Source organism: Chelativorans intermedius, assembly GCF_025398255.1.
Lineage (GTDB): Bacteria > Pseudomonadota > Alphaproteobacteria > Rhizobiales > Rhizobiaceae > Chelativorans > Chelativorans intermedius.
The window spans coordinates 1-15,609 of sequence record NZ_JAODNW010000041.1 but is presented as its reverse complement, the minus strand read 5'-3'; the positions used below and the strand labels follow the sequence as shown (position 1 = coordinate 15,609).

The following is a 15,609-nucleotide window of genomic DNA, read 5'->3' as shown; positions in this document are numbered from 1 at the left end:
TCACGCCGCCGAATGATGGCACACAAAAGGAGAACAGGCTCGACTTACGAGTGGCCCTGAAAAAAGGGGCAGGTCACCCTTCCCGGCCTCTCGGGCGCAACCTTGAGGATCTTCTATTCCTTCATGCCGCCCATTTTCGGCGGGCGCCTTTGGACGACGCTCGCCACCTGGTCGCTGATGCTGCCGGCACTCGGCATCGGCTTTGCCGTGCAAAATCCCGAGACACCCTATGTCGTGTTCCTGGGGCTGGCGCTGCTTTGCGGCTTCGGCGGCGGCAACTTCGCCTCCTCGATGGCCAACATCTCCTTCTTCTTTCCCAAGGCCGAGAAGGGCAACGCGCTGGCGCTCAATGCGGGGCTCGGCAATCTCGGCGTCAGCGTGGTGCAGTTCGCAATCCCGCTGGTCATCACGGCGGGGGTGTTCGGCTCGCTCGGCGGCGCACCGCAGACCGTGGTCGAGGACGGCGCCACCACACAGGTCTGGCTTCAGAATGCAGGCTTCATCTGGGTGCCTTTCATCGCCGCATCCGCCTTCGCGGCCTGGTTCGGGATGAACGACATCGCCTCGATGAAGGCGTCGTTCGCCGAACAGGCCATCATCTTCCGTCGCAAGCACAACTGGATCATGTGCTGGCTCTATACCGGCACGTTCGGCTCCTTCATCGGCTATTCGGCGGGCTTTCCCCTGCTTGCCAAGACGCAGTTCCCCGCCGTTGACGCCTTGCAGCTTGCCTTTCTCGGACCGCTGGTCGGCGCCATCTCGCGCTCGGCCACAGGCTGGATCTCGGACCGCTATGGCGGCGGGCGCGTCACCTTCTGGGTGTTCGTCGCCATGATGGCAGGGGTGCTCGGCGTGCTCTACTTCCTCGGCATCAGGGATCAGCCCCATGCCTTCTGGGGCTTCTTCGGAAGCTTCATGCTTCTGTTCCTTGCCACCGGCGTCGGCAATGCCTCCACCTTCCAGATGATCCCGGCGATCATGCGCCAGGAGATTGCAAGGCTTGAACCCGGTCTCAGCCCGCCGGAGCGGCTGAAGCAGGCGGAGAAGGAGGCCGCTGCCATCATCGGCTTCACCTCGGCGATTGCTGCCTACGGCGCCTTCTTCATCCCCAAGAGCTATGGCAGCTCGATCGCGCTGACTGGCGGGGTGGAAGCCGCACTCTGGGGCTTCTTCGCCTTCTATGTGAGCTGCCTTCTCGTCACCTGGTTTTTCTACACCCGCCGCGGCGGCCTGCTTCACGCATTGGAGCGCGCTCCAGAGACCCCCGTCGTCCCTGCGGCCGAATGAACGGAGCGACCGAATGAGCCATTTCCTCGACCGCCTTGCCTTCTTCCGCAAGAATGTCGGCACCTTCTCCGAAGGCCACGGCATCGTCACCCGCGAAAGCCGCGACTGGGAGGACGGCTACCGTGCACGCTGGCAGCACGACAAGATCGTGCGTTCCACCCATGGGGTGAACTGCACCGGCTCCTGCTCGTGGAAGATCTATGTGAAAGGCGGCATCGTCACCTGGGAAACCCAGCAGACCGACTATCCGCGCACGCGGCCGGACCTGCCCAATCACGAGCCGCGTGGCTGCGCGCGCGGGGCAAGCTATTCCTGGTATCTCTATTCCGGCAACCGCGTGAAATATCCGCTGGTGCGCGGCCGGCTTCTGAAACTGTGGCGCGCGGCGCGCAAGGACAAGGCGCCAGTGGCCGCATGGGCCTCCATCGTCGAGGATGCCGACAGGCGCGCCTCCTACACCTCGATCCGCGGCCATGGCGGCTTCGTGCGGGCAGACTGGGACGAGGTCAACGAGATCATCGCCGCCGCCAACGCCTATACGGCGAAGAAATACGGCCCGGATCGGGTGGCGGGATTCTCGCCCATCCCCGCCATGTCCATGGTCTCCTACGCCGCCGGCACGCGTTACCTGTCGCTGCTCGGCGGCACCTGTCTTTCCTTCTACGACTGGTACTGCGACCTGCCGCCATCCTCGCCCCAGACCTGGGGCGAACAGACGGATGTGGCCGAATCCGCCGACTGGTACAATGCCGGCTTCCTCATGCTGTGGGGCTCCAACGTACCCCAGACGCGCACGCCGGACGCACACTTCTATACCGAAGTGCGCTACAAGGGCACGAAGAGCGCCGTGGTTTCGCCGGACTATGCCGAGGCCACGAAATTCGCAGACATCTGGCTGCAGCCCAAGCAGGGCACCGATGCGGCGCTGGCGCTCGCCATGGGCCACGTGATCCTGAAGGAATACCACCTCGACCGGCAGGTGCCCTATTTCGCGGACTATGCGCGCAAATACACCGACCTGCCGATGCTGGTGCGGCTTGTCGAGAAGGACGGCGCCTACGTGCCCGAACGCTTCCTGCGCGCCTCCGACTTCGCGCGCAATCTCGGCGAGAGCGAGAACGCCGACTGGAAGACGATCGCCCTCGACGAGATCTCGCAAAGGGTTGTCGCGCCGCGGGGAACGGCCGGTTTCCGCTGGGACAGCAAAAAGGGCCGCTGGAATCTGGAGGAGAAAGACAGCAAGGGCCGCGACGTCCGCCTCAAGCTCAGCCAGATCGGCAAAGACAGCGAGGCCGTTGCCGTAGCCTTCCCCTATTTCGGCGGTCGGGCGAGCGAGCATTTCGTCAGGACCGAGCATGGCGAGGTGCTGGTGCGCAACGTGCCCGCCACGCGCATGAAGCTGAAGGACGGCGAGACGCTGGTGGCCACCGTCTTCGATCTGCTTTGCGCCAACTACGGCATCGACCGGGGACTGGGCGGCGAAAGTGCCGCCGCCTCCTACGACGAGGACGTGCCCTGCACGCCCGCCTGGGCGGAGAAGATTACCGGCGTGCCGCGCCAGGCAATCGTGACCGTGGCACGCGAGTTCGCGACCAATGCCGAAAAGACCCATGGCCGCTCCATGGTGATCGTCGGAGCCGGGCTCAACCACTGGTACCACATGGACATGAACTACCGCGGCATCATCAACATGCTGGTGCTATGCGGTTGCATCGGCCAGTCAGGCGGCGGCTGGTCGCACTATGTGGGACAGGAGAAGCTGCGGCCACAGACCGGCTGGCTGCCGCTCGCCTTCGCGCTCGACTGGAGCCGCCCGCCAAGGCAGATGAACAGCACCTCGTTCTTCTATGCCCACACCGACCAGTGGCGCTACGAGACGCTTTCGGTCGCCGAAATCCTCTCGCCAACCGCGCCCGATGGCGACTGGTCGGGCAGTCTGATCGACTACAATGCGCGCGCCGAGCGCATGGGCTGGCTGCCATCCGCCCCGCAGCTCAAGACCAACCCGCTGACAATTGCCGCAAAGGCCGAGGCGGCCGGCCTTGAGCCGAAGGACTATGTGGCAAGGGCGCTGAAAACGGGCGAGCTGGAGCTTGCCTGCCACGACCCCGACCACCCGGACAACTGGCCGCGCAACCTCTTCGTCTGGCGCTCCAACCTGCTCGGCTCCTCCGGCAAGGGGCACGAATACTTCCTGAAACATCTGCTCGGCACCTATCACGGCGTGCTCGGCAAGGATCTGGGCGAGGAAGGCCAGGACAAGCCGAAGGAAGTCGCCTGGCGCGACGAGGCGCCCAAGGGCAAGCTGGACCTGCTGGTGACGCTGGACTTCCGCATGTCCACCACCTGCGTCTACTCCGACATCGTGCTGCCGACGGCCACCTGGTATGAGAAGAACGACCTCAACACCTCCGACATGCACCCCTTCATCCACCCGCTGACGGCAGCGGTGGACCCGGTCTGGGGCTCGCGCACCGACTGGGACATCTACAAGGGGATTGCGAGGAAATTCTCGGAAGTGGCGCCGGAGGTGCTGGGCCTCGAGAAGGATGTGGTGCTCACACCCATCCTGCACGACAGCCCCGGCGAACTGGCCCAGCCGCTCGATGTGAAGGACTGGAAGCGGGGTGAGACGGAGCCCGTTCCCGGTCTCACCATGCCGCAGGTTGCGGTGGTGGAGCGCGATTATCCGAACCTCTACAGGCGCTTCACCGCGCTTGGCCCGCTCATGGAAAAGCTCGGCAATGGCGGCAAGGGCATCGCCTGGGACACCAGGCATGAGACACAGATTCTGAAGGCGCTGAATGGCGAGGTAAGCGAGGATGGTCCCACCAGGGGCCTTGCCCGCATCGACAGCGACATCGACGCTGCCGAGGTCATCCTGACGCTGGCGCCGGAGACCAATGGCGAGGTGGCGGTGCGCTCCTGGAAGGCGCTGTCGGAACGCACCGGCCGCGATCACGCCCACCTGGCCATCCCGAAAGAGGACGAGAAGATACGCTTCCGCGATCTCGTCGCCCAGCCGCGCAAGATCATCTCCTCGCCAATCTGGTCAGGGCTCGAGAGCGAGCATGTCTGCTACAATGCCGGTTACACCAATGTGCATCAGCTGATCCCATGGCGCACGCTGACCGGCCGCCAGCAGCTCTATCAGGATCACCTGTGGATGCGTGCCTTCGGCGAGGGCTTCGTCACCTGGAAGCCGCCGGTGGACTTGAAGACCGTAAAGCAGGCGCTGGAGCACAACCACGACGGCAGCCCGCATGTGGTGCTGAACTTCATCACACCGCACCAGAAATGGGGCATCCACTCCACCTATTCCGACAATCTCTTGATGCTCACGCTCAACCGCGGCGGACCGGTGGCGTGGATCTCGGAGGACGACGCGAGGAAGGCCGGCATCCGCGACAATGACTGGATCGAGGTCTTCAACCGCAACGGCGTTCTGGTTGCCCGCGCCGTGGTGTCCCAGCGCGTCAATCCCGGCATGTGCATGATGTACCACGCCCAGGAGAAGATCGTGAACACGCCTGGCACGGCAATCACCGGCCAGCGCGGCGGCATTCACAACTCCGTCACCCGGGCGGTCTTGAAGCCGACCCACATGATCGGCGGCTATGTCCACCAGGCCTATGGCTTCAACTATCACGGCACCGTCGGCTCCAACCGCGACGAGTTCGTGATCGTGCGCAAGATGGCCGCGGTCGATTGGATGGAAGAAAACCCGGAGGCCGCTCAATGACGATCCGCGCTCAGATCGCAATGGTCCTGAACCTCGATAAGTGCATCGGCTGCCACACCTGCTCGGTGACCTGCAAGAATGTCTGGACGAGCCGCGAAGGCGTCGAATACGCCTGGTTCAACAATGTCGAGACCAAGCCCGGCATTGGTTATCCCAAGGACTGGGAAAACCAGAAGCGCTGGAAGGGAGGCTGGAAGCGCAGGGCAAACGGTTCGATCGAGCCGAGAATCGGCGCCAGGTGGCGCGTGCTTGCCAACATTTTCGCCAATCCCGACCTGCCCGAGATCGACGACTACTACGAGCCCTTCACCTTCGACTACGAGCATCTCCAGACCGCGCCCGAGTCCAAGGCGTTTCCCACCGCGCGCCCGCGTTCAGCCATCACGGGCGAGCGCATGGAGAAGATCGAATGGGGGCCGAACTGGGAGGAGATCCTGGGCGGCGAGTTCGAGAAGCGCTCCAAGGACTATAACTTCGAGGGCGTGCAGAAGGAGATCTACGGGCAGTTCGAAAACACCTTCATGATGTATCTGCCCCGGCTGTGCGAGCACTGCCTCAACCCCACCTGCGTGGCCGCCTGTCCCTCCGGCGCCATCTACAAGCGCGAGGAGGATGGCGTCGTCCTGATCGACCAGGACAAGTGCCGCGGCTGGCGCATGTGCATTTCCGGCTGCCCCTACAAGAAAATCTATTACAACTGGTCGTCCGGAAAATCGGAGAAATGCACCTTCTGCTTCCCGCGCATCGAGGCGGGCATGCCGACGGTTTGCTCGGAGACCTGCGTCGGGCGCATCCGCTATCTGGGCGTGCTGCTCTACGATGCCGATGCCATCGCAAAGGCGGCAGGCACGGCGGACGAGAAGGACCTCTACCAGGCCCAGCTCGACCTGTTCCTCGACCCCAGCGACCCGGACGTCATCGCCCGCGCCCGCGCCGATGGTGTGCCCGATGCCTGGCTGGAGGCGGCCAGGCGCTCCCCGGTCTACAAGATGGCGGTGGAATGGAAGGTCGCCTTCCCGCTCCATCCCGAGTACCGCACCCTGCCCATGGTCTGGTACGTGCCGCCGCTCTCGCCCATCCAGTCGGCCGCCGAGGCCGGCAAGATGGGCCTCGACGGTGACATGCCGGACGTGCGCTCGCTTCGCATCCCGCTCAGATACCTCGCCAATCTGCTTACCGCCGGCGACGAGGAGCCGGTTGCGAACGCCCTCGAGACCATGCTCGCCATGCGCGCCTACATGCGGGCGAAGACGGTGGACGGCGTGAGAGATGAACCAATTGCCAACAGGGTCGGCCTCTCCGGCAATCAGATCGAGGAGATGTACCGCATCATGGCCATCGCCAATTACGAGGACCGTTTCGTCATCCCCACCGCCCACCGCGAGCTGGGCGAGGACGCCTACGACCTGCGCGGCTCCTGCGGCTTCTCCTTCGGCAATGGCTGCACGGACGGCGACAGCGAGGCAAGCCTGTTCGGCGGCAAAAAGCGCAAGGCCAGGAACCCGATGGAGATTGCCTGATGAAAACCTTCAAGGCGCTCTCGGCGCTGCTCTCCTATCCGACGCCCGACCTCCTTGCCGCGCTGCCCGACATCGAATCCGCGTTGCGCGAGGAAGGGCTGCTTGCGCGCGGCCACGTGGACGCGCTTTGCCGGCTTTCGGGCTGGATGGCAGGAAGCGACATCTACGAGCTTCAGGAAGCCTATGTGCAGCTCTTCGATCGCTCCCGCGCCCTCTCGCTCAATCTCTTCGAGCATGTCCACGGCGAGTCCCGCGACCGCGGCCAGGCCATGGTCGATCTGAAGGCACTCTATGCCCGTCACGGCCTGGAAATGGCACCGGGAGAGCTTCCCGATTTCCTGCCGCTCTTTCTGGAGTTCCTTTCCATCCTGCCCTTGCAGGAGGCGACCGCGCATCTATCCGAAGCGGCGCACATCGTGGCCGCGCTGCATGACCGGCTGGAGAAGCGGAAAGCCCCCCAAGCGGCGGTGCTTGCGGCGATTGCCGATCTGGCAGGCACGGGCGAGCAGGTTCCGCTGGTGGACCACGAGGACGCCCACCCCGACGATCTCGCCGCGCTCGATGCCGCCTGGGAGGAAACCGCCGTGACCTTCGGTGCGGGCGAAGCCCTTGATGGCTGTTCGCGCGAGAGGCTGGCAGCGCGCCTGCGCGCCCACCGGCGCGACGCTGCCGCAGCCGATATCATGGGAGACAAGGCCAATGTTTGAACACATCAACTACGCCGTCTTCGGCCTCTACCCCTATCTGTGCCTGACCGTCTTCCTCTTCGGCAGCCTCATCCGCTTCGATCGCGAGCAATATTCCTGGAAAAGCTCCTCAAGCCAGCTCCTGCGCCGGCGGCAGCTCGTCTGGGGCTCCAACCTGTTTCACGCGGGCATCCTCATCATCCTGCTCGGCCACATGGGCGGCCTCCTGACCCCCATCCGCATCTGGGAAGCGCTGGGCGTGTCCCACAGCGCCAAGCAGATTCTCGCCATGACGGTCGGCGGTCTCGCCGGCATCGCCTGTTTCGTCGGGCTCACCATGCTCCTGCATCGCCGGCTCTTCGATGCACGCATACGCAAGACCTCAGGCCCAGGCGACATCGCCGTGCTGGTCATTCTCTACATCCAGCTCATTCTCGGTCTTGCAACCATCCCCGTCTCCGCAGGGCATCTCGACGGCGAGGAGATGCTGAAGTTCATGAACTGGGCACAGGGGATCGTCACCCTCCAGCCCGGCGTGGCCGATTATGTCGCCGACGTGCATCCCGTCTTCCGGGCGCATCTCTTTCTCGGCATGACGATCTTCCTCATCTTCCCCTTCACGCGGCTGGTGCACATCTGGAGCGCCCCTGTCTGGTATCTCGGCCGACGCGGCTATCAGATCGTGCGCACGAAACAGCCGCAGCGCCGCCGTGCCGCAGAACAGGCCAGGCAGACATGACCGCCACCCTCCTGATCGACCGTCGTGGGCCCCAGGACGGCGGTGCGCAGCCGCCGCAGCGCACATCCGTAACCGGCCCCCTCGCGCCCCGGCCATCGGTGAGCGTGAATGGCGTGGTGATCGCCCATTCGGCCATCGCGCAGGAAGCACAGAACCACCCGGCCGAGCAGCCGCAGGCGGCCTGGCAACAGGCAGCACGCGCGCTGGCGGTGCGCGAGCTGCTCGTGCAGGAGGCGCGCCGGCTCGATCTCGTGGCGCAACCGGTCGAGGATGAAGAAGGCCGTCGCGAGACCGACGAGGAAGCCCTCATCCGCGCGCTGCTCGACCGGGAGATCGTCGTGCCGCAGGCGGATCAAGCGTCCTGCCGGCGCTACTACGAGAAGAATCGCAATCGTTTCAGAAGCCTGGATGTCTTCGAGGCGGCGCATATCCTCTTCTCGGCCGACCGGCGGGACGAGGCGGCCTTTGCCGCGGCGCGCGAGGCCGCCAGAGAGGCACTGGAACTGTTGGACGCTCATCCCGAACGCTTTGCAGACCTTGCCCGGGAGCTTTCCGCCTGTTCATCGTCAGGGAATGGCGGCCATCTCGGCCAGTTCACGCGTGCCGATGTTACGCCGGACTTCGCCGCTGCCCTCGACCGGCTGGAACCCGGCGAGATCGCTGCCACTCCGATCGAAACGCAATATGGCGTGCACATCATCCGCCTTGATCGTCGCATCGAGGGCAAAACCCTCCCCTTCGAGATCGTGCGCGACCGGATCGCCGCCTTTCTGGCAGAGGCCGTCTGGCGCCGTGCTGCGGCGCAGTACATCTGCCTGCTTGCCGGTCGAGCCACGATCACAGGTGTGAAGCTCGGCGGCGCCGACACGCCGCTCGTGCAGTGAGGGTGCGATGTTCGGGGACCTTATCGCCCGTCTCGACCACCCGGAGGTCGCCGCAAAGACCCTTGCCGCGCTGGACGATGCGGCGCTGGAGGCCACGATCCGCGCATATGCCACCGCCCGGGACATCACAGCGGCCGACTGCATGGCGGGGATCGTGCGCGGCTTTCTCGACCAGGCCGACGATGATGTCTGGCTTCAGCTTGTCGGCATCATGGGACGCAGCAAAGACCCAGGCCTTGCAGCACTCCACGCGATCCTGCGGCACTGGGCAAGCCAGGCGGAGACAAGAGCCTGAACCCGTCGAACAGGAAAGGACATCAGCCCATGCGACCCGACCTGCCACAGATCGCAGCCATGCGCGCGACAGCCGGCGTGCCCGTCGACGCAATCCTGGCCGAGACGGCTGCCATCCTGCGTCCCGCGGTGTCGCGCATCGCCGGCATCGTGCAGGAAGAGCATGGCAGCGGCGAGCGCCCGATGACGCGGCTGCGCGATCTTCGCGATGGCGCGCTCGTGAGGATCTCTCAGGATTTGGGCCGCCACGCACGCGGCTGCCGCCTTGATCCCGGGGCACTGGCGCAGGCCGCACGTCGCCTGGAAGACGCCCTGGATGCGGGGGCCGACCTTCTCATCCTCAACCGCTTCGGCAAATCGGAAGCCGAAGGCGGCGGCCTGCGCCCGGTCATCGAGCGGGTAATGCTGGCCGGCATTCCCATCCTGACCGCGGTTCGCGACGCGTATGCCGGTGCCTGGGAAGATTTCCATGGGGGCCTGGCGGTGCGGTTGCCCGCCGAAAGGCAGGCTGTCCTTGGCTGGTGCCATGCCGCCCTGCATCTCAATCTCGAGCCGATGTGATGCCCCGCTGCCGCAACAAGCCCCTGAAACGGTGCGCGATCGGCATGTTGGTGATAGGCTGAGCGCAAATGGCGAGCCCGATCCCATGACCATCCGCAATCTCGAAAAGACGGTCGATCCCAGGTCGGTCGCCGTCATCGGAGCGTCGATCCGCCAGAACTCCGTCGGCCGGATCGTCATGGAAAACATCCTGGCCGGCGGGTTCGACGGCGAAGTGTGGCCCGTCAACCCGAAATACCGCTCGGTTTGCGGCGTGACCTGTCATGCGCATGCGCGCGACCTGCCGCAGGCGCCGGACCTGGCGATCATCGCCACGCCTGCCGGAACGGTACCGGACATCGTGCGGGAACTGGGCGAGAAGGGCTGCCGCTGCGCCGTGGTCATCAGCGCCGGCCTCACCCGGGAAAACGGCCTCAGGCAAGCCATGCTGGATGCGGCGAAACCGCATCTCTTCCGCATCATCGGGCCCAACACGATCGGGCTCATCGTGCCGCGGGCCAGGCTCAATGCCAGCTTCGCGCACATGAACCCCGGTACCGGGGGACTTGCCCTGCTTTCCCAATCCGGGGCAATCACCACCTCGCTCATCGACTGGGCGACGGAGGAGGGCATCGGCTTCTCCCGCATCTTCTCCCTTGGCGACATGGCCGATGTGGATGTCGGCGACTGTCTCGACCTGCTGGCCGGCGACGCGGCGACGCGCGCCATCCTCCTCTATCTCGAAAGCATTCCCGATCCGCGCAAGTTCATGTCCGCGGCGCGCGCCGCAGCCCGCATCAAGCCGGTGATCGCCGTCAAGGCCGGCAGGCACGCCAAGGCCGCCCAGGCGGCCGCCACCCACACCGGCGCCCTCTCGGGCTCCGACAGGGTGGTGGAGGCAGCCCTTTCCCGTGCCGGCATCCTGCGCGTCCTTGGTCTTGGCGAGCTGTTCGCCGCTGCCGAAACGGTGGCGCGCTTCCCGAAGCTCGACCGCTCCCGCATCGGCATCGTCACCAATGGAGGCGGTGCAGGCGTTCTGGTCGTCGACCGGCTGCTCGACCTCGGTTGCGCGCTTGCCGATCTGTCGGCCAGCACCATCGAGACCCTGGACAGGAGCCTGCCCGCCGGCTGGTCACGCGCCAACCCGGTGGACATCATCGGCGACGCCCCGTCCGAGCGCTACATCGCCGCCGTCAAGGCAGTGGCGGAAGATCCTGACACCGATGCCCTGATCGTCATGAACTGTCCGACCGCTCTTGCCTCTCCGGCGCAGGCGGCCCGGGCCGTCGCCGACATGGCCACCGCCGGGCTTGTGAACGGCAAGCCCGTGCTGGCCTGCTGGCTTGGCGAGACGACCGCCCGCGAGGGCCGCCGCATCCTTCAGGACAAGGGTGTTGCAAGCCTCGCCACGCCCGGTGAGACGGCGGCTGCGGCCGCCTATCTCAGCCGCTGGGCGCGCGCGCAGAAACAGTTGATGCGTGTTCCCGCCACACGCAGCGAGGACGTGCGCGGCGATGCGGATACCGTAGGCTCCATCCTGCGCCAGGTCGCCCGCGAGAACCGCCGGATGCTCACCGAACCGGAAGCCAAGGCGGTCATCGAGGCCTACGGCATTCCGGTTCCCGAGACGGCAATCGCCCGCACGCCGCAGGAGGCCGGCAAGGCGGCAGACCGCCTGCTCCACAAGAGCGAAAAGGTGGTGGTGAAGCTTCTTTCCAGAACGATCACTCACAAATCCGATGTCGGTGGCGTCGTTGTCGGCATCGAGAATGCGCAGGCAGCTAAGACGGCGGCAATGTCTATCGAGCGCAATCTGGAAAGACATGGACGGTCCGGCGAGATCGAGGGCTTCGTCGTCCAGCCGATGATCGACGGGAAAGGGGCGCAGGAACTCATCCTCGGCATTGGCCAGGATGCCATGTTCGGCCCCACGATCCTGTTCGGGGCGGGAGGAACCGCGGTCGAAGTGCTGGACGACGTGGCGATCGCCCTTCCCCCGCTCGACGATGTTCTTGCCGCAGACCTGATCGAGCGCACACGCATCGGGCGGCTGCTTGCCGGCTATCGCGACCGCCCGCCAGCCGACAGGCAGGCCATCGTCCGCGCGCTCAACGCGCTATCGCAGCTTGTGGTCGATTTTCCCGCAATCCTCTCCGTCGATGTCAATCCCCTTTTGGCCGACGTCAGCGGCGTGATGGCGCTCGACGCACGCATCGCCATCGACCCGACACAGGCAGAACGCCGCGGCCCCAACCCGAGACTCGCCATCCGGCCCTATCCGAGCGACTGGGAAAAGACCCTCAGGATCGGCGGCCGGGACTACCACCTGCGCCCCATCAAGCCCTCGGACGTATCGCTCTACCCGCCGTTCCTCGAAAGGGTGTCGCCAGAGGACATGCGTCTGCGTTTTCTGGCGCCGCGCCGGCATTTCCCGCAGGAGATGCTGCTGCGGCTCACCCAGCTCGACTATGCCCGCGAAATCGCCTTCGTGGCGCTGCAGGGGGACACCGGCGCGCTCGCAGGCATCGCACGGCTGTCGTCGGATCCCGACGGCATCGTCGGCGAATACGGGCTTCTGGTGCGCACCGATCTTCAGGGACAGGGCATCGGCTGGGCGCTTCTTGCCCATCTCGTGGACTATGCACGGGCAGAGGGCCTGTCGCGCATCGAGGGGTTCGTCCTGAGCGAGAACACGAAGATGCTTTCCATGTGCCGGGAATTCGGGTTCGAGGTGCAATCGCACGCCGGCGAGCCGGGCACCAGCCTGGTGGCGCTTCCGCTTGCACCCCGCCGCTGAGAGGGCTGCGTAATGCGGAAGTCAAGCAGCTTTGATGAGAGGATCGTAGGTTTGTCGGCGCTGGATCATGGTCCAGAGCACGGTGACGCGTCGACGTGCGAGGGCGATGAGTGCCTGGGTGTGGTGTTTTCCCTCGCGCCGCTTGCGGTCGTAGAAGGCCTTGGAGAGCGGGTCCTTTCGACAGACGGCGCAGAATGCGCCCTGGTAGAAGACGCGCTTGAGGGCCTTGTCCCCGCCGTAGGTGCGCCGCCAGCCCGCCTTTCGTCCCGACTGCCGGATCACCGGAGCGAGCCCTGCGGCGGAGGCCAGCGCATCGGCCGAGGGGAAGCGCCGGATGTCGCCGACACAGGCGATGAACTCTGCCGCGAGCACCGCCCCCATCCCCGGCAGCGACTGGATGAGGGCGCCGTCAGGGTGGACGACGAGCAGGGCAGCGAGGTCGCGGTCGAGGCGGGCGATCTTCGTCCGGGCCTCGAGCGCCTCGATGGCGAGCTCGCGCACCAGCTCGGCCATGGCTGCCTCGCCGGGCACGGCGAGCATCTGGGCGCGCGCCGTGGCGAGGGCATGGTCGGCCAGCGCCTCGGCGCCCTGCACATGCGGGGTTCTTGCCAGATGCGCCTTGATCCGCCGCTTGCCCGCTTGCCGGATCTCGGCGGGCGTGACGTAGCGGGTCAGGAGCACGAGCGGTCCCTTGCAGGTGACGTCGAGATCGCGCTCGAGCCCCGGGTGGATGCTGCTCAGAAGCGCGCGCAGGCGGCAGATGCGGCGCGTCTGCTCCTGGATCAGGTCGCGGCGGCGGCCGACCTTGAGGCGGATCGCCGTCACCGTCTCGTCGTCCGGCAGGATCGGGCGCAGGTCACGGGTGCGCACCAGGTCGGCGATGGTGCGGGCGTCGCGCGGATCGGACTTGCGCTCGCCCCCGGCAAAGCCCTGGCCCGCCCGGTTGACGGCGATGCCCGGCGCATGGACGAGGCGGAAGCCTTCGGCCAGAAGCGACGCACCGAGAAAATGGGCGAAGGAGCCCACCACGTCGAGGCCGATGACCGGCTCGCCGCCGAGCGCGCGCAGATCGGCCGCGAAGGAGGCGATCCCCTCCGGCGTATTCTCCACCGCCCGGTCGAGCAGCGTCCGGCCTGCCTCATCGACGGCGCAGGCCCAGTGGATCGCCTTGGCGACATCCATTCCCACAGAAATCCGCATGGCGATCCTCCCTCGTTGCCCCGGACCCGCATGCCCTGTCTCGCCGGCATCGCCTTACAAAGCCATCAAGGGCATCGCGTAATCAGCGGTCGATCAAGGGCGGCGATGCGGGCGGCCCAGCCCTCCGAGCCATCGGGAACAGCCAGCATGACAGCCATACCCGCATCGCCTGCGCCCAAGCAGCTTCCCACCATCAGGGGCGCATTGAAAAGAGGTAAGGCGGCTTGATCCAGCGCAAGGGGTCTCGCCGCCAGCGGCTGTAGAAGAGGGGCGGATGCAGAAATCTGCCGCAAAGGAGAGTTGCGATGACCGTCAAGGTGGTTCTGAGCGTGATCGGCGTGGAGCACTCCGACGACGATCTGAGCCTGGCGATCGAATTGTGCCGGCAGGCAGAGGCCCATCTGGTGGTGCTGGTGCTTTCGCTCGCACCGCCACCGCCCGTCAGCGAATATGCGGCCGTCATGACGGAGTCCTGGCTTGAAGAGCGGCAGGCAGAGATCGACCGGCTTGGAATGCGGCTGAAGGAGATCAGGGCAATCCTCGCCGAAAGCGGCCTTTCGGCCGAGGCGGACGGCGAATATGTGGAGCGGTCGTGGACCGATGACATGGTGGGAAGACGCGGGCGCTACGCGGATGTCACCCTCATCGGACCGGAGATGGCCGCCGATGACGAGCTCAAGACGATGGTGCTCAAGGGCTCGCTGTACATCTCCCAGATCCCGGTGCTGCTGACGCCGCAAGCCGCAGGTGCGACCCTGACACCCAAGCGGATCCTGCTTGCCTGGGACGGCAGGTCGGAAGCCACACGCGCCATGCGCGAGGCGCTGGACCTCCTCGCCGCGGCCGAGGAAGTCCACGTTACCATGGTCGACCCCCGGGCAGCGGAGGATGGCCTGGACATCGAGCCGGGCGCGGATGTGGCCGCCTATCTGGCGCGGCATGGCGCCAAGGTCGTCGTCGACCGCCTGCCCAGTGGCGGCCGGCCGGTCGCCCAGACCTTGCGCCGCCACGCCGTGGACATGGCGGCGGACATGATCGTGATGGGCGCCTACAGCCACTCCCGGCTTCGCGAGCGCATCTTCGGCGGTGTCACGCGCTCCATGATCGAAGAGACCGACCTGCCCGTCTTCATGGCCCACTAGGCCCGCCCTGGGACATTGCTCGGCATGACGGTGACCACGCCGCAAGCCTGCGAGGCTGCAGGACTGAGCGAGGCCGAGGCCGCCGAGCGGCTGGAACGCTTCGGCCCCAACACGCTTCCGCAGCCGCGGCCGACCCCCCTCATCGCGATCTTTCTGCGCCAGTTCCTGAGCCCGCTCATCTATATCCTTCTGGCCGCTGCCGTCATCTCGCTGGTGCTGAGCGACATCAAGGATGCGATCTTCATCGGCGCGGTGCTGCTGCTCAACGGCATCATCGGTGCCGGACAGGAATACTCCGCCAGCCGGGCCGCGGCGAGCCTGCGCAGCCTGGAGGAACCCCACGCCACCGTGCTGCGCGACGGCATGGCGCGACAGATCGATGCCCGTCGGATCGTGCCGGGCGATGTCGTTCTTCTGGAGGCCGGCGTGCGCGTGCCGGCCGACCTGGCACTTCTCGAATCGGAAGATCTCTCGTGCGACGAGTCGCTGCTTACCGGCGAGTCTGCGCCCGTGAAGAAGGCCGCCGGAGCGAAGGAGCCGATGGTCTTTGCCGGGACCATGATCACCCGCGGGCGCGGCAGGGGACTTGCCAAGGCAACGGGAACGGCGACGGCGCTCGGCAGAATCGCCGATCAGATCGGCCGACGCTCCGTCTCCCGCCCGCCATTGATGATCCGGCTGGAGAGGTTCTCCCGCATGATCGCGCGAGTAATGAGCGAAAGTTGGTGATGCCCTGAGGGGCGGCATATCATGGCGGTGTTCACGCGCCGTCAATTCT

At 65.8% G+C, this 15,609-nt stretch carries 10 protein-coding genes and 2 pseudogenes; 11 read left to right on the top strand and 1 reads right to left on the bottom strand.

Annotated features, from left to right (window positions below):
* Positions 1 to 78: 78 nt before the first annotated feature.
* The 9 genes and pseudogenes from NYR58_RS19240 to NYR58_RS19200 all read left to right on the top strand — a co-directional run.
* Positions 79 to 1,287: pseudogene (locus NYR58_RS19240) on the top strand (MFS transporter); the annotation flags it as partial.
* Positions 1,288 to 1,300: 13 nt separating this feature from the next.
* A complete protein-coding gene (locus tag NYR58_RS19235) occupies positions 1,301 to 5,029 on the top strand; it encodes a nitrate reductase subunit alpha (protein ID WP_261522768.1) in 3,729 nt (1,242 codons plus the stop codon).
* Positions 5,026 to 6,549 (top strand): nitrate reductase subunit beta, encoded by a 1,524-nt coding sequence (gene narH / locus NYR58_RS19230; protein WP_261522767.1) that lies wholly within the window; start codon positions 5,026 to 5,028, stop codon positions 6,547 to 6,549. Before NYR58_RS19235 ends, narH begins: the two co-directional genes overlap by 4 nt.
* Positions 6,549 to 7,256 carry a nitrate reductase molybdenum cofactor assembly chaperone gene (narJ, locus tag NYR58_RS19225; protein WP_261522766.1) on the top strand — a complete coding sequence of 236 codons (708 nt, stop codon included), beginning with the start codon at positions 6,549 to 6,551 and terminating at the stop codon, positions 7,254 to 7,256. Before narH ends, narJ begins: the two co-directional genes overlap by 1 nt.
* Positions 7,249 to 7,974 (top strand): respiratory nitrate reductase subunit gamma, encoded by a 726-nt coding sequence (narI, locus tag NYR58_RS19220; protein WP_261522765.1) that lies wholly within the window; start codon positions 7,249 to 7,251, stop codon positions 7,972 to 7,974. Before narJ ends, narI begins: the two co-directional genes overlap by 8 nt.
* Positions 7,971 to 8,858: a peptidylprolyl isomerase gene (locus NYR58_RS19215; protein WP_261522764.1), complete on the top strand. Its 888-nt coding sequence runs from the start codon at positions 7,971 to 7,973 to the stop codon at positions 8,856 to 8,858. The genes narI and NYR58_RS19215 overlap by 4 nt, the downstream gene beginning before the upstream one ends.
* A gap of 7 nt (positions 8,859 to 8,865) precedes the next feature.
* Positions 8,866 to 9,153, top strand: a complete 288-nt coding sequence (locus NYR58_RS19210) for a hypothetical protein (protein ID WP_261522763.1) — start codon at positions 8,866 to 8,868, stop codon at positions 9,151 to 9,153.
* A gap of 29 nt (positions 9,154 to 9,182) precedes the next feature.
* Positions 9,183 to 9,713: a DUF2478 domain-containing protein gene (locus tag NYR58_RS19205; RefSeq protein WP_261522762.1), complete on the top strand. Its 531-nt coding sequence runs from the start codon at positions 9,183 to 9,185 to the stop codon at positions 9,711 to 9,713.
* Between the two features lie 85 nt (positions 9,714 to 9,798).
* Complete coding sequence (locus tag NYR58_RS19200; RefSeq protein WP_261522761.1) at positions 9,799 to 12,489, top strand: bifunctional acetate--CoA ligase family protein/GNAT family N-acetyltransferase; 2,691 nt, start codon at positions 9,799 to 9,801, stop codon at positions 12,487 to 12,489.
* Between the two features lie 21 nt (positions 12,490 to 12,510).
* On the opposite strand, the gene NYR58_RS19195 is transcribed toward NYR58_RS19200, so the two are convergent.
* On the bottom strand, positions 12,511 to 13,689 hold the full coding sequence (locus NYR58_RS19195) for an IS110 family transposase (RefSeq protein ID WP_261522760.1): 1,179 nt from the start codon (positions 13,687 to 13,689) through the stop codon (positions 12,511 to 12,513).
* A 305-nt stretch (positions 13,690 to 13,994) separates the two neighbouring features.
* Here NYR58_RS19195 and NYR58_RS19190 point away from each other — a divergent pair, with 305 nt between their 5' ends.
* Positions 13,995 to 14,831: a universal stress protein gene (locus NYR58_RS19190; RefSeq protein ID WP_261522759.1), complete on the top strand. Its 837-nt coding sequence runs from the start codon at positions 13,995 to 13,997 to the stop codon at positions 14,829 to 14,831.
* Positions 14,832 to 14,855: 24 nt separating this feature from the next.
* A pseudogene (locus NYR58_RS19185) lies at positions 14,856 to 15,548 on the top strand (HAD-IC family P-type ATPase); the annotation flags it as partial.
* Between the last annotated feature and the right edge of the window lie 61 nt (positions 15,549 to 15,609).

Coding starts and splice junctions, on each gene's coding strand:
- NYR58_RS19210 (WP_261522763.1), top strand. CDS start 8,866: ATGTTCGGGGACCTTATCGCCCGTCTCGACCACCCGGAGGTCGCCGCA.
- narH (WP_261522767.1), top strand. CDS start 5,026: ATGACGATCCGCGCTCAGATCGCAATGGTCCTGAACCTCGATAAGTGC.
- NYR58_RS19195 (WP_261522760.1), bottom strand. CDS start 13,689: ATGCGGATTTCTGTGGGAATGGATGTCGCCAAGGCGATCCACTGGGCC.
- NYR58_RS19190 (WP_261522759.1), top strand. CDS start 13,995: ATGACCGTCAAGGTGGTTCTGAGCGTGATCGGCGTGGAGCACTCCGAC.
- narI (WP_261522765.1), top strand. CDS start 7,249: ATGTTTGAACACATCAACTACGCCGTCTTCGGCCTCTACCCCTATCTG.
- NYR58_RS19235 (WP_261522768.1), top strand. CDS start 1,301: ATGAGCCATTTCCTCGACCGCCTTGCCTTCTTCCGCAAGAATGTCGGC.
- NYR58_RS19215 (WP_261522764.1), top strand. CDS start 7,971: ATGACCGCCACCCTCCTGATCGACCGTCGTGGGCCCCAGGACGGCGGT.
- NYR58_RS19200 (WP_261522761.1), top strand. CDS start 9,799: ATGACCATCCGCAATCTCGAAAAGACGGTCGATCCCAGGTCGGTCGCC.
- narJ (WP_261522766.1), top strand. CDS start 6,549: ATGAAAACCTTCAAGGCGCTCTCGGCGCTGCTCTCCTATCCGACGCCC.
- NYR58_RS19205 (WP_261522762.1), top strand. CDS start 9,183: ATGCGACCCGACCTGCCACAGATCGCAGCCATGCGCGCGACAGCCGGC.